This is a genomic window from Desulfovibrio psychrotolerans (assembly GCF_013340305.1).
GTDB lineage: Bacteria > Desulfobacterota > Desulfovibrionia > Desulfovibrionales > Desulfovibrionaceae > Halodesulfovibrio > Halodesulfovibrio psychrotolerans.
In genome coordinates this window covers 154,706-171,067 of the sequence record NZ_BLVP01000006.1, presented here as the reverse complement: position 1 = coordinate 171,067, position 16,362 = coordinate 154,706, and the positions used below count along the sequence as shown (strand labels likewise).

Sequence of the window (16,362 nt, the reverse complement as noted above, 5' to 3'; positions counted from 1 at the left end):
TATCCGGCATCTTGGGATGCCTTTGCAGGGAGCGTGTATGAAAGAAGCCGAAATGAATAAGGAACAGGAAGCCGTAAAGCAGAACGTGCAGAAGCGGCTTAAACGGATAGAGGGGCAGATTCGCGGCATTCAGCGCATGATTGAGGAAGGCAAGGAGTGCGAGGATATTCTCGTGCAGGTACGCGCCGCCCGTTCCGCGCTGCAATCGGCCAGCAAGCTTATTCTGCGCCGCTATATTCTGCGATGCCACATGGATGCGCTGAAAGGTGTGTCGGAAGGTGACAGCGAACCCTTTGAAAAGGTTATCGATGTGCTGGCACAGTACGTGGATGACTGACAGGCGCGCAGGCGGAAATATTCCTCCACCGCGTTCAAAAACGGCCCGCAGGATTGCGGGCCGTTTTTTGTTGCCTGCCATGTGGCAAGGTGTTGCCAACATTTCCGGCTTGCGGTATTTCCGATACCGGACGGCAGCACTCCCAGGCGTCGCCGCCCCGCGAGGGGAGCTAAACCTGCCTTTGTTTTCATTCTACCGACATCTTATCCCGTGCCGAGTCAGAAGACGGCGACCACAGACAGTCCCTTATACGGTAGGCGCGTGAGCGAGGATAAGTCATGTCCAAAGAACGATTGCCCTTTTCCGTGGGCGATATCTCCGGTTTTGCCCGTAGTCTGCGCCGCCAGATGGACGGGCGGAGCCAGCCTCCAAGCCATGTTGAGATGCTGAACCTGCTTGCCAGAGCGGGGGGCTATCGCAATTTCCAGCACTTCCGCGCAGCGGGACAGGCTGCTGCGGTGCCTGCCGGAAGTACGGATGGTCCGGCGGCAGAGGAATTGAAGGGCGCACTCTGCGCGGCTGCTGAGCAGGAAGCGATGCATCCTGAAGAGGTCCGGCGGGTGGAACGCCTTGGCCGCTATTTTGATGACAAGAGGGCGCTTGTGCGCTGGCCAAAAAAGTTCAGCCAGCAGGCCCTGTGCCTGTGGGTGCTCTGGTCGCGGCTGCCTTCAGGGGTAGGTATTTCCGAGCGGGAGGTGAACGAGCGCCTGAATGACCTGCATTTGTTCGGAGACCATGCTCTGCTGCGGCGTGAACTTGTGGACCGGGGGCTTGTAAGCCGGACGGCGGACGGGCGGCGCTATGTGCGCCGGGAGAGTTGTCCGCCCGCAGCGGCACTGCTTCTTATCCGCCGGCTGCATTGAACGGAATGCCCGCAGGGACCGCAGTGCTGAGGGGGCGGTTGTGATGCGGGGAGTTGCATAAAAACACCGGGTCGGGCGGAACGGTCCGGCCCGGTGTATGATTTTGGTCTGTTGCGCTGCATGCGGTACCGGCAGGGCTGCGATGCCCTTCTTCAGGCCGCTGCCGTTGCCATTCTTGCCGCTTCCTACTTCTCCGACCACAGCGCCCGCTTGCCCTTCACGCGCAGCCTGCCCAGAGGAAGGCCGCGGAAGTAGAGGCCCAGTTCCTTTTCCTGCGTGTCCACGGCAAGGCTCTGCCCGGTGAGCAGGGCCTGCACAGGGGCGGGGTCGTCCATGTTTATGCCGTTGCAGGGGGTGCCGTGGCTGCCGTCTGCATAGTCGGGCATGAGGGTGCGCAGGCGCGGCGAGGGGCGCACCTCTCCGCCCGCTGCCTTGCCCAGCGGAAAGCCGCGCCAGCGGAAGCTTTTGGGAAAATGGTCCAGCGCGAACCGCTGCAAAAAGATGGCCTGCTCGTTCACCACGGCGATTTCGCCTTCCGGCAGCCGTTCCGGGTCGAAACCCGCCATGGCGAGATGGTGGCGGGGCAGGATGTCTGCCGCAAGCCCCGGCTCACAATCGGTGCCGGGTTCCGGCACGGGAGCGGACTGCGGCTTGCGGAAGGCGGCGATGAAGAAGCCCTGCGCATTGGATGCCTGCGGGTCTACCCGGAGGGTTCCTTCGCAGCCGGGCAGATACGGTTCCTCAAAGGTGAAGCCTGCGAACGGGGCGATGGGGGCGGTCTCCAGTCCCAGCGTTTCCTGTGCCCAGAGCACCTGTTCTTCGTTTTCCTGCACGTTGGTGGTGCAGGTGGAAAAAACCACCCTGCCGCCGGGAGCCAGCAGGCGGGCGGCTTCTTCCAGCAGCTTGCGCTGGATGCCCACCAGCGGTTTGACCTTGTCGCCCTGCCACAGCTTGAGCACGTCCGGGTGGCGTTCTACGGTGCCCCATCCGCTGCATGGCGGGTCGAGCTGAATCTGGTTCCACATGCCGGAGGGCAGGGGCAATGCCTCGCCGCCGTATGAGCAGGTGGCTGTATGCAGCAGGTTGAGGGTAAAAAGATTCTGGCGCAGGGTGGCAAGGCGGGTGTGGTTTGGCTCGTTACCCATGACAAAGCCCTGCGGCCCTACCAGCTGGCCCAGAAAGCCGGTCTTGCTGCCGGGGCTGGCGCACATGTCCAGCACGGCGCTTCCGGGGGCGGGGTTGAGCGCAAGGGGCGGCAGCATGGAGGAGCGGTCCTGAATGTAGATGAGGCCGAAAAAGGCTGCCAGACTGGAGCCCAGCGGCTTGGGCTCGTGTACCAGCCTGCGGCACCACGGGGAAAAAGGTTCCGGTACGAAGTCGTAGCCCTGTGCGCGGAGCAGGTCTTCCACCAGCGGGCGCATGGCCGCATCGCACACCAGGCGGAACGAACGGGCCGGTTGCGGCGGGGCGGTGTTTCCGCTCCGGGGAGATGCGGCAGGTTTGCGGTGGCGTTTCTGTGCGGTCACGGTGCGGTTCCTCGTGCTTTTTTGCCTGTTTTCAGGGTCGTGCGGCTGTACCTCATGGTTGCCTGAACGGGCAAGAGGTATTATGGATGGCATCTGGATATGAGCTTTCCGGCTATAAAAGCCGTTTTACCCATTATTTTCAAGGAGACGGTATGCGAGTTTTCGTGCGTACGGCAGTCCTGACCTGCCTGCTGCTGGCGGCGGGCGTTGTTTCGGCCCTGGCTGACGGGGCAAAAACTTTTGCGGTGCTTCCCTTTCAGGTTAATGGTCCGGCATCGTACAAGCACCTTGAGCGTGCCATTCCGCAGATGCTTACCTCCCGGCTGTACTGGAAGGACCACTTCGTGGCGGTGGACCAGTCTGCATATGAAGGCATAGCAGTGCCCACCTCGTCCGCAGAGGCAGCGACCGTGCTGCAGAAGGTGGGTGTGGATTATCTCGTATACGGTTCCACCACCATCATCGGTGATGAAAGTTCCGTTGACGTGCATGTGGTAGGCAGCGACGGCACAAGCTGGCCGCGTTCTGCCAGCAGCAAGGTGGATCAGATGATACCCACCCTGCGCAACCTTGCGGAAGCCATTAACAGTGAAGTGTTCAAGCGTGCGGATGCGGCGTCGGAAGTGGCTCAGCCGAACATGGTGAACCAGATGAACCCCGTGATTCAGCAGAACCAGCTTACGCAGGACCAGCAGGTATTCCTGAACCCGCAGTTCCGCTATGCGGGCGATTCTGAAGAAGGCAACCGCCTGCGCTCCAACAGCCTGAACATAGCCGCCCACGGTATGGCGGTGGAAGACCTGAACGGCAACGGCAAGAACGAAGTGATTCTGCTCACCGAGCGTGAAGTGCAGGTGTACTCCTTTACCAACGGCAGGCTGGAGCCCCTTGCCAGCTACTCCGCCCCCATGCGCTTTACGCTGCTCACCGTGCGTACGGTGGACCTGAACCGCGACGGCATTATGGAGATAGTGGTCAGCGCCGTGGACACGGTGCAGGCTCCGTATTCCTTTATCCTCAATTTCCAGAACAACGCGCTCACCGTGGTGGCGGACAAGATCAAGTATCTTCTGAACGTGGTGCGCATGCCCCCCGACTACATGCCCGTGCTGATAGGGCAGGAAACGTCGCGCGGGAACGACATGTGGCGCGAACCCGTGCACGAAATGATGCCCATGGGCGGCACGTATGAAAAGGGTCGCAGAGTTACCCTGCCCCCCGGTGCCAACGTGTACAACTTTGCGTGGCTGCCCCCGAGCAAAAGCGAAGACGCCAAGCTTATCATGGTGGAACCTTCAGGCGAGCGTCTGCGCGTGTTCTCTGAAAAGCTGGCACGGCTGGCGGAAACATCTGAGAGTTACTCCGGTGCTACCATCGGGCTTGTGCAGGACCAATCGTTCGGTTCCTTTGGCAAGGATTCTTACCTGATGGGTTCCAAGTACTACATACCCATGCCCATGCTGACGGTGGACCTGGACAAGGAAGGGCGGCACGAGATTATTGTGAACAAGCCCATCTCTGTCGCGGCGCAGTTCTTTGACAACTACCGCTTCTACCCGCAGGGAGAGATACACTCTCTCTACTGGGACGGCGTGGGGATGGGTCTGCAGTGGAAGACCCGCCGCATTAAGGGCAGTGTTGTGGGCTATGACATCAAGGACCTGAACAACGATGGTATCAAGGACCTTGTGGTGTGCATAAACACCCATCCCGGCAACGTAGGGTTCAAGCAGCGCAAGACCATGCTGCTTGCCTTCCCGCTGGACCTTTCGCAGACCGGAGCAACTGAAGCGCACCGGGAATACAGCGACGAGGAATAGGGCGGGCCGCGTACACGCGGTTTTGCATCCGGAAAACCGGCCCGGTGAAGCGAGCACAGCCCACTTCACCGGGCTTTTGCATGTATCGTTTCAGGTGATGCATGGTACGGGAGTGCCCGTCTGGGGAACAGGATATGGGAACGGTTCGGCACATAACGGTTACGCCGGAAGAGGCAGGGCAAAAGCTGCTGCAGTTTCTGCAACGCAGGCTGGGCGGCATGCCGCAGTCTGCTATTATGCGCTGGCTGCGCACCGGGCAGGTGCGTGTGAACAAGGGGCGTGCCAAAGCGTACGACAGGTTGGCTGCCGGAGATGTGGTGCGTGTGCCGCCGTGTGATGTTGCGCCTTGTACGTTCAGTCCGCCCGGAATATCCGGAACACCTGATGCCGCATTTGTTTCCGGTGGAGCAGGTTTTCCTGTTGCTCCAGCGTCCAGCGTTTCGCCCTTTTCCCCCGTGCCCTGCGGGATGGGCGAAGGACTGAACCCGGACAATGCGACCGCATGCCTTGCACAGGCAGGGCTGCAACTGGCGGGAAGCGCTCCCGGACTGCTGGTGCTGCGCAAGCCTGCCGGACTGCCGGTGCAGCCGGGGACGGGGCATGCGGATGCCGTTACCGTCCGGCTGGCGCGGTGTTTTGCCGGTGCGCCGTTTATGCCCACCCCCGCGCACCGGCTGGACAAGGATACCTCCGGCCTGTTGCTGGTGGCCACGGAATACTGGCGGCTGCGGGCACTGCACGATCTTTTCCGGCAGGGAGGCGGGCTGCGCAAGGTGTATCTTGCGTGGGTGCGCGGAACGTGGCGGTCAGGCCAGCCTGTGCGGCTGGAAGACCGGCTGGACAAACGGGATACCGGGAGCGGTGAGCGCGTGGTCAGGGTTGCGGGCACGGAACAGGGTACGGAACAGGGCACGGATCAGGGCCCGGATCAGGGCAGGGAGGCCGCCTGCACGGTGTATTCCGTGCAGCCGGGAAAGGATTATTCTTTGGTGGCCGTGTGGCTGCACACCGGCAGAACGCACCAGATACGGGTGCAGCTTGCCGGACAGGGGCACCCCATTGTGGGGGACCGAAAATACGGCGGCCCGGCCTGTGCGCAGGGTATGTTGCTGCATGCGTGGCATTTGGCACTGCCTGCTATGCCTGCTATGCCTGTTATGCCTGACGTGCCTGTAGCGTCTGTAGAGTCTGGCGCATCGGGTTTGCCCGTTGTGGCTGCTGTGCCTGTTGTACCTGCCGTTGTGCCTGCCGTTGCGCCAATTGTTGCTCCAATTGTTGCCCCAATTGCTACCCTTGACGCGTTGTGCGCGGGCACGTCCGGCCTGATAGCAGGGGCCGTGGAACATGCTGAATCCGCAGAGCAGGGCATGACCGAAACATTCTTTTGCCTGCCGGAATGGACGCCGCCTTATGCGGTGGATGCGGCATTGCTGCACGATTTTGCGCGTTCTGTCTTTCCGCCGGAATTACGCCGGGCTCCTGCCGGGCATCCCATTGACGGATATTGAGTGTGTTGCTATCGTCACCCACACTGGAACAGGACCGCGTTTTACGCGGCAGGTACGTCATGTTTGCGGAATGGGGACCGGGGCATGAAGGTACGGCGGTAATTGCTGATACGGGAGCCCGGTTTTAGCTTATGCCATGGATGAAACGCCTGCTGTGCATTCTGCTGCTGGGGCTTATGCCGTTGCAGTCCGGCTGCGTTGTGGCCGCTGTGGGGATTGCCGCGGCCGGCGTGACCACTGCGAAAAGCACCATGGAAGAAGTGGTGGAACGCTCATACGTGCAGCCTTACTGGTGCGTGTACCGGGCCACCCATGCAGCCCTGCACGAAATGTCCATTGGCCTGGATAATGTGGAGGGCGTGAAGGAAGGCGATGTGTTCCACGCCAAGACAGCGGAGTACCCCGTTACCGTGGAACTGCACCGCATCACGGACACGGTGACGCGGGTCCGGGTGGAGGCGGGCAAGAACGTGTTCCAGCAGGATCAGGCCACGGCCATGGCTGTGGCGGACGCCATCCATCAGATTATTGCCCGCAACCTGCACACGGGCATGGTCGTTACTCCGGAGTCCTGATCCGTTTTCCGCACCCAGCCTTGTCCGGCCGCACCGGGCCGCATCCGGTCTCTGTCCGATCCCATCTGATTGTATCCGATTTTATTGGTCTCGCCCGATCTTCTCTGGCCTTCTCTGGCCTCATCTGGCCTCATTCGGTCTGACTTGGCCCCATCCGGCGTATCTGGTTCATTCGGCTTTATCCGTTCCTGCGCGGGCTTGCCCTCCCTCCCTCCCTCCCTCCCTCCCTCCATTTTCGCGTTGTCGCGGAGCCTTCTTATCCGGCGTTTCATAGGCGTTGTCTCCGCACGTAGGAGTGGTGGGCTTTTGCCCATTCAAGTCGGTGGCGGTTTGTGCTAGGGTGCGTCTGCTGCCCGCGTGGCCGACTGGTCTAGTCGTATGGCCCGGTCGTTTGGTCTTGGCCGTATGGTCTGGCCGGAAGGCCCGGTCTGCGTGGCTGCCGCCCTTATGACAACCCTTCAGCCTATGAAAAACCCTTATGAACGCATCATCTCCGGGGGACAACAACGACTCCCGAACAGGCCCCGAACAGAGTGCCGCACGTGCTCCGGGCACCCCTTCCGAGTATGGGAGTGCGCTTGATGTTGAGTCTGCCATTGTGCCCGACATGATGCCTGCCGCGGTGCCTGCGGTGGTGTCTGCTGTCGAGGGTGCCGTTGAGGCTGCTGCGGTCCACGATTCTGGCATATCCGACATGTCCGACATATCCGGCATATCCGACATATCCGGCATATCCGACATATCTGGCACATCCGGCATATATGGCGGGCTGGCGGCTTCCGGCGGAGCCTTGAGCGCATCTTCGCAGAAGGACCGGCCGCTGCGGTTCATCCATGCGGCAGACCTGCACTTGGATGCCGCATTCAGAGGGCTTTCATCCGAAGTGCCCGAGGCTGTGCGCACGGTGCTGAGCAGGGCCACATTCACGGCCTTTTCGCGTCTGGTGGACCTGGGCTGCGCCCTGCGTCCGGACTTTGTGCTGCTGGCGGGCGATATCCATAATTTTGAGGAAGGCAGCCTGAAGGCCCGCCTTGCACTGCGGGACGGGTGTGCGCGGCTTGCAACGGCAGGGGTGCCCGTGTTTATCGCCCATGGCAACCACGACCCGCTGTCCAGGCAGTCCGCCTCCATCCGCCTGCCGGACAACGTGACCGTGTTCAGGGCTGATACGCCGGAATTCTTCGCCATATCCCCGCCCGATGCCCCTGCCGCCGTGGTGCACGGCGTGAGCCACTGGACGGACAAGGAACGCCGTTCGCTGGCCCGGAAATTTTCTCGCTCGCTGCATGACGCCTTTCAGATAGGGGTGCTGCACTGTACGCTGGACGCCGTGGCGACATCGGACCTGTATGCTCCTGCAACCATGCGGGAGTTGCGGGAATCCGGCCTTGATTACTGGGCGCTCGGGCATATCCATGAGCCGCAGGTGGTCAGCCGCAGCCCGTATGTGGTCTACCCCGGCAGCCCGCAGGGACTGCACATAAATGAAGGGGGGGCACATGGCTGCGTGGTGGCGGAGGTGAGCCGGGATGGAGCGGTTTCCCTTGCGTATCAGCAGCTTGCGCCTGTGGTGTGGGTGACGGAAGTGGTGGATATTGCCGGGTTTGAGACAGAGGATGCGCTGGACAACGCCCTGAACGGAATTGTGGCAGCCGCAGCGGATCGCTGCCGGCATGCCGGAGAGGATTGGGAGGGAGCGGACGGGGGAGAAGGGCAGGCGGATATTTCAAGGATGGAGGCTCCTGCGGGATTACCGTGGCTGCGTGGTGCGGACGGTGAACGCATGCCCGCGCCGGAGGTAGAGGGCGTGGTGCTGCGCCTGCGCCTGACGGGACGCGGCGTGCTGGACGGCATCCTGCGCAAGCCCGGTGCTGTGGACACGTTGCTGGAACGCCTGCGGGAGACGTGGGCGCAAGAGCGTCCTTTTGTCTGGATTAAGGATATGGAGCTTGCCTGTCGTCCGGCACACGATATGGAGGCACTGCGCCGCCGGTCTGACTTGCTGGGGGAAGCCCTGCGGGTAGCGGCGTCCCTGCGCGGAGAGCCGGAGATGGAGGCAGCCCAGCCTGCGCTGGAAGCCCTGTTCGGCAAGGCACGGCTGCGCAAGGTGGTGGAGCCGCCCGATGCGGCGGAGATGGCGGCGTTGCTGGAAGAGGCGGAACTGCTGTGCATGGATATGCTGGAGGTTGAGTAATGATTATACGGACCTTCGGCATTGGCGGGTTCGGAGTTTTCGCTGACCAGAACGTGAGCGGACTGCCGGACGGTGTGACGGTGTTTCTCGGTGACAACGAGGCGGGAAAATCCACCTGTCTGGGCTTTTTCCGGGGCATGCTCTATGGGTTTGTGAAGGATGCCCTGTACCCCCCGCTGCGGGGAGGTGACCCCGGCGGCAGCCTGCTGCTGGAAACACGCAGGCACGGCACCCTGCGGCTGGAACGGCGACCCGGTGTGCGCGGGGGAACGCCCGTGCTGCTGCGTCCGGACGGCGAGCGGCTGGACAGTGCGTTGCTGGACACCCTGCTGGGAGGCACGACCCGGGAGGTGTATCGCTCCGTGTACGGGTTTTCTCTTTCCGAATTGCTTAGTTTCGGAGAGCAGGAAGATAGCAAGAAAGGACACTCGTTGTACGGTGCCAGCTTCGGTGCCGGGACCAGACCCGTGGGACAGGTGCTGGGCGGCATGACTAAAGCCATGGACACGTTGTTTCTGGAACGCGGGCAGAAACAGCCCCTGAACCTGAAGCTGAAGGAACTGGAGGCTGTTCAGGCGGAACTGCGGGCGGGGGGCAGCGCGCTTGCCGCATACGAGGAGGCATCGGCACAGCGGGAGGCGGTTCAGGCGGAACTGACACGGCTGCGGACCGAACGCGGCAGACGGCAGGCAGAGCGGAACGCCATGGAGCGCCAGCTTGCCCTGTGGGAGCAGCTGGAGCGCATGCGGGCACTGGAAGGCGAGCTTGCCGCCATTTCGCCAGTTGTCGATAGCTTTCCGAATGAGGGCGTGGAGCGTCTGGAAAGCCTGCGCGGGCAGCTGGATGAGCGGATGCGCGAATATGAGACGGCGCGGAGCCGGGTGCAACGCCTGATGGCGGCTTCCGAGGCACTGGAGATGGAACGCCACAGGCCGTTGCTGGGGCGGCAGGCGGAGATTGATGCGCTGGCCGGGGAAAAGGGGCGGTATCGGGAACTTGTCGAACAGTTATCGGATTTGCGGCGTGAAGAGGCAGCCCGCCGGGCAGAGGTGCGCCGCGCCGGAGAGGAATTGGGCGCGGGGTGGGACGCGGAACGTATACGCGGGTTTGACCGTTCGGTGTTCACCCGGGAGCGTATAGCGCAGTTCGGGCAGCGCATGACAGAGGCTGCGGCGGGAGAGGCTGCGGCGGGAGAAGCCTTGCAGGTGTGCGAGCGCGATGCGGCGGAAGCCCATGCCGCGCATGCGGAAGCTGCGGCGCTGGTGCAGCGGCTGGGAGGCGGGCGGCCCGTGGGAGAAGAGGCCTTGCTGGAAACGCTGGCGGCACGCCGGGAACATGTGCAGACGTTGTGGGAAGAGATGCCGCGCCGGGAACAGGCCCATTCCGCTGCCGGAAGGGAACTGGACGCGGACATTGCGGGACTGGTTCCGGATTGGCGGCGGGGGCATATCCGCGCGCTGGATACCTCGTTTTCCGCCAGAGAGTCTGTGGCGTGGGCAGGAAGAAACCTTGCCGGGGCAGAGCAGGAATTGCGCGATGCCGAAGCCGCGCGCAAGCTGGCCGCCGGGCGTGTTGCGCCGCTGCGGGAGCGGCTGGAGGTGCGCCGGGCAGAATTGAACCGCTTTACGCGGGGAGTGACGCGGCAGGCCATGAAGGAGCGGAAGGACGCATTGCGCGCCCTGCGGCCTGTGTTGCGTAAGCTGGAAGGAGTGCGGCAGACGCTTGCCGGTATGCAGGCCGCAGAAGAGGCCATGAAGCTGGCGGCAGCCGGGGGCAGGGGCGGCATAAAGGCGTTGTTTGCCGTGGTGATGGGGGCGGCTGCGCTTTGCGGTATTGCGGGCGGGATTCTGCTTTCCGCACCCGCGTGGTGGCCTGACTGGAACGGCGGCCAAGGCATGATGACCATGGGGTATGGGCTGCTGATGGCCTGTGTGCTTGGTGCGGCATCCGGCGCGGTCATATGGCGGTCCGGGCGAATTGAGCAATTTGGACGATCTGGTCAGGCAATGGATACAGGCCCGGCAGAGCGCGCAGGCGGAGTTGGGGCGGTCCGGGGCGTGGCGCCTGAGGAGCGGCTGGTACAGTTGCGGGCAGAGGCCGGAAGGCTGGTCGAGCAGGCTCTGGCGCTGGCGGTGCAGGCCGGAATAGGGAGCGGAATGCGGGGTACCGCGCGGGGCAATGGTGTCGCAAGGGCCGCAGGGCCCGCAGGATTCGCGGCCGGAAGTGTTGCGGATGAGGCGTACGGCGAAGTGGCTGACAGTATACAGGGCCGCATGTCGGGCAATATGACTGGCGATATGTATGACGATTTGCGTGACGATTTACCTGATGACGCCGCGCTGGAGCTGGCCGAGATAGAGATTGATCTGCTGCGGGACGAGGTGCATGCGCGTGAACAGGTGGAGCGGGGCATAGCGGAGATCGAGGCCGAAGCGGTTCGCGCACAGGAGCAGGCAGAGGCAGCCGCGCGTGCCGTGGATGCTGCCCGCAACGAGCGCGACCTTGCCCGTCAGGCATGGGCCGTGCGCGCCCGGGAGCTTGCGCTGCCTGCAACCACCACGCCTGAGGCGGCGCTTTCTATTTTTGACCGGGTGGAGGGTATTCGCGCACGGCTGCACACGCTGGACATGCAGGCGGAAGAGCTGGCGGGACTGCATGAGACCGTGGGAGCATACGTTGCCATGGCACGGACGCTGCTGGCGGAGATGGGGCAGGAAGGGGCCGGAGACGGCATGACGGATGCGGACGTGCTGCGGGAGACGGTGCGGGTGCTGGATGCGGCCAGGGCTGCGCGCGAGTCTGAAAAGGAGCGGGCCCGTGCGGAAGAAGCCCTGCGGGAACGCGGCACACTGCTGGCGCGCCGGGAACAGGCGCTGGAAGAGGCCCGGAAGCGCTGCCGGGCTGCTGCTGCCGCGTGTGCGGATGTGGAGCGGGAGTGGCGCGGATGGCTGGCCGGAAGGGGGCTTGCGGAAACCTTGAGCCCGGCCACGGCGCAGGCCGCGCTGGAGACCATATCCGGCTGCGTGGCGCAGTTGGACGCGCTGGATGCCCTGCATGGCAAGGCTGCGGCCCTTGAGGCCGGGGTGGAAGATTTTCGGAAGAGACTGGAAGATTTGCTGGTCCTGCTGCCCGGTGGCGCGGAGAGCCGTGGTGCGGCAGGGCATGACGAGCGGCTTGCCGGGGTGGATGCGCTGGTACAGGCACTGGTGGCGGCGCGCACGGCACAGGCGGAGGAGGCGACCCTGCGGCGGGAACTGCCCGGAGCGCAGGAGGCCGAGCAGGGGCTTGCCGCGCAGTGTGCCGTTCTGGAGGAGCGCAGGCTGGAGCTTCTGGCACTGGGCGGCGCGGCCTTTACGCCGCAGGACGGGTACGGCGGGCACAGGGCGGGCCAATGGGCTGAAGGCTCTGAAGGTTCGCAAGGTTCGCAAGGTTCGGAAGAACCGCACGGTCCTGAAGGCCTGGAAGGTGCGGCGACTCTTGCGCAGGCCGAGGAATTGTTCCGGCTGCGGGGGGCAGCCTATGCGCGGCGGCAGCAGATTGTTCAGGAGTACATTCCCCTGCGGGCTACGCTGGAAAGCGCTGTGCAGGGCCTTGTGCAGTCGGCTGTAACATCGCCTCTAACATCGCCTGTACCATCTTCTGTACTGGCCGGGACGTTGATAGGCCCGGCATCCGGTGTGGTAGCTGGTGTGGCGGCAGGCTCAGCGCCAGGTTCTGCGTCAGGTTCCGCATCAGGTTCCGCATCAGGCTCGGCAACTGGTGTGGCGTCTGGTATGGCATTGGGGCTGTTACCCGTACAGCCGGATGCTGCCCGTGGAGAGGGCGCGGGGGCGCAGGTTGCGGGTGAGGGCGTCAGCGGGCTTGACGGGCTGGCGCGGCGACTGGCTGCTGTGCGGCGTGAGGATATGGAAGCCCGTGTGGCGGAACTGGCGGCACAGATGGAAGAGGACGAGGCCCGCGAGAACGGGTTGCGGCAGCAGGTGAGCGATCTTTCCGCGAGGCTGGAGGGGCTTGTCTCCGCCGGAAAGATGGCGGAACTGCGGGGGCGTGAACAGGCGGTGCGTGAAGATATCCGCGTGCTCAGCCGCCAGTGGGCGCGGCTGGCCCTTGCCCGGCATCTTGTTCTGGAAGCCAAGAGGAATTTTGAGGCGGAACAGCAGCCCGGTGTTATCCGCCATGCCAGCGGGTTCTTCCGCACCATTACCGGCGGGGCGTATTCCGGGCTGCATGCCAGTCTGGATGACAGCGCCATCCGTGCGGTTACGGCGGGCGGTGAGGTGCGGGAGCAGAAACAGTTGAGCCGGGGAACGCAGGAGCAGTTGTTTCTTTCGCTGCGGCTGGGGTATATTCTGAGTCATTCGGCGCAGGGCGAACCGCTGCCCGTGGTCATGGATGATATTCTGGTCAACTTTGACCCCGGACGCGCGGCGCGGACCGCAGAGGCATTGGGGGAACTGGCGCGGCACAACCAGATTCTGTACTTCACGTGCCACCCGCAGGCGGCGGAAACCCTGTGCAGGGCCGTGCCGGATGCGGCGGTGTACCGGGTGGCGGACGGCACGTTTCAGGCAGGGTAGCCGGAAAAAGGCGGAGCGGACCGCAGAGTTGCCTGTGTTCCGAATCCACCCGATGAGAACGGCCTACGACCAGGCGGGCAGCAACGCAGGAGAGACACATGCGCACGGTTATCATCATGGGAGCGGCGGGACGCGATTTTCATAATTTCAACATGCTGTTCCGCGACAGGCCCGAGTATCGCGTGGTGGCTTTTACCGCCGCGCAGATACCGGACATAGACGGCCGCTGCTATCCCGCCGCGCTTGCCGGGGAGGGGTATCCCGAAGGCATTCCCGTGGTGGCGGAGGAACGGCTGCCCGCTCTTATCCGCAAGTACGGGGCGGATACGGTGATCTTTTCTTACAGTGATGTTTCCCACGAGACGGTGATGCACCGCGCCTCGCTGGTGAATGCCTGCGGCGCGGATTTTCTGCTGCTTGCCCCGGAACGGACCATGCTGCGGGCCGAAAAGCCTGTGGTGGCCGTGTGTGCCGTGCGCACGGGGTGCGGAAAGTCGCCCGTTACCCGGCATGTGTGCGCACTGCTGCGCGAACGGGGGCTGAATCCTGCCGTTATCCGGCATCCCATGCCCTATGGCGATCTGGAGCGGCAGGCGGTGCAGCGGTTTGCCAGCTTTGAGGACATGGACGCCGCTGACTGCACCATTGAAGAGCGCGAGGAGTACGAGCGGCATATTGAGCAGGGGCTGACCGTGTTCGCGGGAGTGGACTACGGGCGCATCCTCAAGGCCGCGGAAGCGGAGGCCGATGTGCTGGTGTGGGACGGAGGCAACAACGACACGCCTTTTATCCGCCCCACGGTGCATATCACGGTGTTGGACCCGCTGCGGGCGGGGCATGAGCGCAGTTACCACCCCGGAGAGACGAACCTGCGCATGGCGGATATTGCCGTCATCAACAAGGTGAACGGGGCATTGCCTTCTGCCGTGGCGCGAGTGGCGGATTCGGTGCGGGAATGTGCCCCCGGCGCAGAGCTGGTGCTGGCGCAGTCCGTGGTGAGTGTGGAGAATCCGCAGGAACTGAAGGGCAGGCGGGTGCTGCTGGTGGAAGACGGCCCCACCCTGACCCACGGGGAGATGGCCTACGGCGCGGCGCAGGTGGCTGCGTTGCAGCACGGGGCGCAGGTGGTGGACCCGCGCCCTTATGCGCAGGGCAGCATAGCCGCCACCTTTGCGGCATATCCGCATATCGGGTGGTGCCTGCCCGCCATGGGATATTCCGGCAGGCAGCTTGCCGATCTGGAAGCCAGCATACGTGCGGTGCCCTGCGATGTGATTCTTCTAGGGACGCCCATACGCCTTGAGCGGCTCATCCGTATGCATGTGCCCTGTGTGCGCGTGCAGTATGCGTATCAGGACTGCCGGGCCGGGCAGGACTGCGGGCTGGATACACCGGGAACCACGCTGGAGAAGGCCCTGTTTGCCCGCCTTGAGCAGGCGGGGGTGATGATGGGCAGATAATGTGCCGCATGGGGCGCGGCGGGCAAGGTGTCAGAACGGCCTGAGACGGCTGCCATACGGCGAAGGCTAGATGGTGGGCATTGGGTGAAGGCGGGTTGTTTTGTGGTTGCTAAGGCACTTTACGGTGCCTTCTTCCTTTTTTGAATGCAGGCGTTATGATTGCCCTGTTGACCGGGCGCACAATCATGTCCGGCGAATGTCCGATACGTCCGGTAGGCTTGGCATGCCCGATCCGGCCTGTTCGCCAAACCGGGCACGCGGAACATTCCTGCCGCATCTGTAGCGTATTCGTAGCATAGCCGTGTCGGGCAGAACTGACATCACAGGTCACGGGCGCAGCCCGCAGGCCTACAGGAGAGCATAAATGATCGATTTTTGTGTGGATGAAAGCGCCTGCATTCAGTGCGGCGAGTGTGCCAAAGACTGCGTGATGGGTATTATTTCCATGGACAACGGCGTACCGGAGGTTCCGGCGGCCAAGGAAGCGCAGTGTATCGGCTGTCAGCACTGTATGGTTGTGTGCCCTACGGGGGCGGTGTCCATACTGGGCAAAAAGCCCGAAGACAGCCTGGAAATTGCGGGCAATCTGCCCACGGCGGATGAGGTGGAGATGCTGCTGAAGTCCCGCCGGTCCGTGCGCCGGTACCGGCAGGAAAATGTGGACAGGGCCGTGCTGGCGCGGCTTATGGACGTGGCCCGCAATGCTCCTACCGGCAAGAACGCGATGAACCTGCAGTTTACCGTTGTGGACGACATGGCCACCATGCAGGCCATACGCGAGGCCACCTATGCCGGGATTGACGAACTGTCCAAGGGCAGCGGGCTGCCGGCGGGTTTTGAATTCTTCGGCACTACAGCCAAGCTGTGGAATACACGGAAGGTGGACATTCTGTTCCGGGGGGCACCGCACCTGCTGTGGGTGACGGCACCTGCGGATTCCGCCGCGCCGGAAGCGGACCCCATGATAGCGCTGAGCTATTTTGAGGTTATGGCGGCGGCACTGGGGCTGGGAACCGTATGGTGCGGGTTTGCCAAATGGGCGTTCACACAGGTTTTGCCGGAGATGAAAGGCAGGCTGGGCGTGCCGGAGAACCATACGGCGGGGTATGCCATAATGTTCGGCTACCCGGACGTGCAGTATTGCCGGACCGTGCAGCGCGGCGACCAGAAACTGCATACGGTATCCTTTTAGTTTGCTGCTGCAACGCTGAGGTATATGTTTGTGCATATATGTTTGCGTGTCATTTGAGAGCAATTTGGCGCTGAAGTGAGGCAACGTACGCATTGATTGTATTCCGGACACGCATTTCCGTAAGATGCAGTAGTGCAAGGAAATGTGTTTTTCGGGAGTTTGTATGAGATTTGTGAGCTCTTTTGCAGCAAGTATAGGGCCGGCATGCGGATGTCGGCCCTTTTTGCGTGTATAGATGGTATGGTAGGTTTTATTATTTTGTCGCCGTGCTGTAATTTGTGCTGGAGTAGTGTAGAATACATAGGGGCAA

Annotated in this window: 10 protein-coding genes; 9 read left to right on the top strand and 1 reads right to left on the bottom strand. The window is 62.8% G+C overall.

Going from position 1 to position 16,362, the window contains the following annotated elements:
• The first annotated feature begins 37 nt into the window (after nucleotides 1-37).
• Nucleotides 38-337, top strand: a complete 300-nt coding sequence (locus HUV26_RS05995; RefSeq protein ID WP_174409203.1) for a metal-sensitive transcriptional regulator — start codon at nucleotides 38-40, stop codon at nucleotides 335-337.
• A gap of 278 nt (nucleotides 338-615) precedes the next feature.
• Nucleotides 616-1,200, top strand: coding sequence for a DUF2087 domain-containing protein (locus HUV26_RS05990; protein WP_174409202.1), 585 nt, complete (start codon nucleotides 616-618; stop codon nucleotides 1,198-1,200).
• Nucleotides 1,201-1,385: 185 nt separating this feature from the next.
• On the opposite strand, the gene HUV26_RS05985 is transcribed toward HUV26_RS05990, so the two are convergent.
• Entirely contained in the window at nucleotides 1,386-2,621 is a 1,236-nt protein-coding gene (locus tag HUV26_RS05985; RefSeq protein WP_174409247.1) for an NOL1/NOP2/SUN domain family protein, read from the bottom strand.
• A gap of 257 nt (nucleotides 2,622-2,878) precedes the next feature.
• Between HUV26_RS05985 and HUV26_RS05980 the strand changes: the two genes are divergently transcribed.
• From HUV26_RS05980 to HUV26_RS05950, 7 genes are all read left to right on the top strand, one after another.
• The gene (locus HUV26_RS05980) at nucleotides 2,879-4,546 is read left to right on the top strand and encodes an FG-GAP repeat domain-containing protein (RefSeq protein WP_174409201.1); all 1,668 of its coding nucleotides are present in this window, start codon (nucleotides 2,879-2,881) and stop codon (nucleotides 4,544-4,546) included.
• 134 nt (nucleotides 4,547-4,680) lie between these two features.
• Entirely contained in the window at nucleotides 4,681-6,054 is a 1,374-nt protein-coding gene (locus HUV26_RS05975) for an RluA family pseudouridine synthase (RefSeq protein ID WP_174409200.1), read from the top strand.
• 131 nt (nucleotides 6,055-6,185) lie between these two features.
• The gene (locus tag HUV26_RS05970) at nucleotides 6,186-6,629 is read left to right on the top strand and encodes a DUF3568 family protein (RefSeq protein ID WP_174409199.1); all 444 of its coding nucleotides are present in this window, start codon (nucleotides 6,186-6,188) and stop codon (nucleotides 6,627-6,629) included.
• Between the two features lie 478 nt (nucleotides 6,630-7,107).
• Nucleotides 7,108-8,823, top strand: coding sequence for a metallophosphoesterase family protein (locus HUV26_RS05965; RefSeq protein WP_243451287.1), 1,716 nt, complete (start codon nucleotides 7,108-7,110; stop codon nucleotides 8,821-8,823).
• A complete protein-coding gene (locus HUV26_RS05960) occupies nucleotides 8,823-13,400 on the top strand; it encodes an AAA family ATPase (protein WP_174409198.1) in 4,578 nt (1,525 codons plus the stop codon). Before HUV26_RS05965 ends, HUV26_RS05960 begins: the two co-directional genes overlap by 1 nt.
• A gap of 98 nt (nucleotides 13,401-13,498) precedes the next feature.
• Nucleotides 13,499-14,860, top strand: a complete 1,362-nt coding sequence (locus HUV26_RS05955; protein ID WP_174409197.1) for a cyclic 2,3-diphosphoglycerate synthase — start codon at nucleotides 13,499-13,501, stop codon at nucleotides 14,858-14,860.
• 364 nt (nucleotides 14,861-15,224) lie between these two features.
• Complete coding sequence (locus HUV26_RS05950) at nucleotides 15,225-16,052, top strand: nitroreductase family protein (protein WP_174409196.1); 828 nt, start codon at nucleotides 15,225-15,227, stop codon at nucleotides 16,050-16,052.
• Nucleotides 16,053-16,362: the final 310 nt, after the last annotated feature.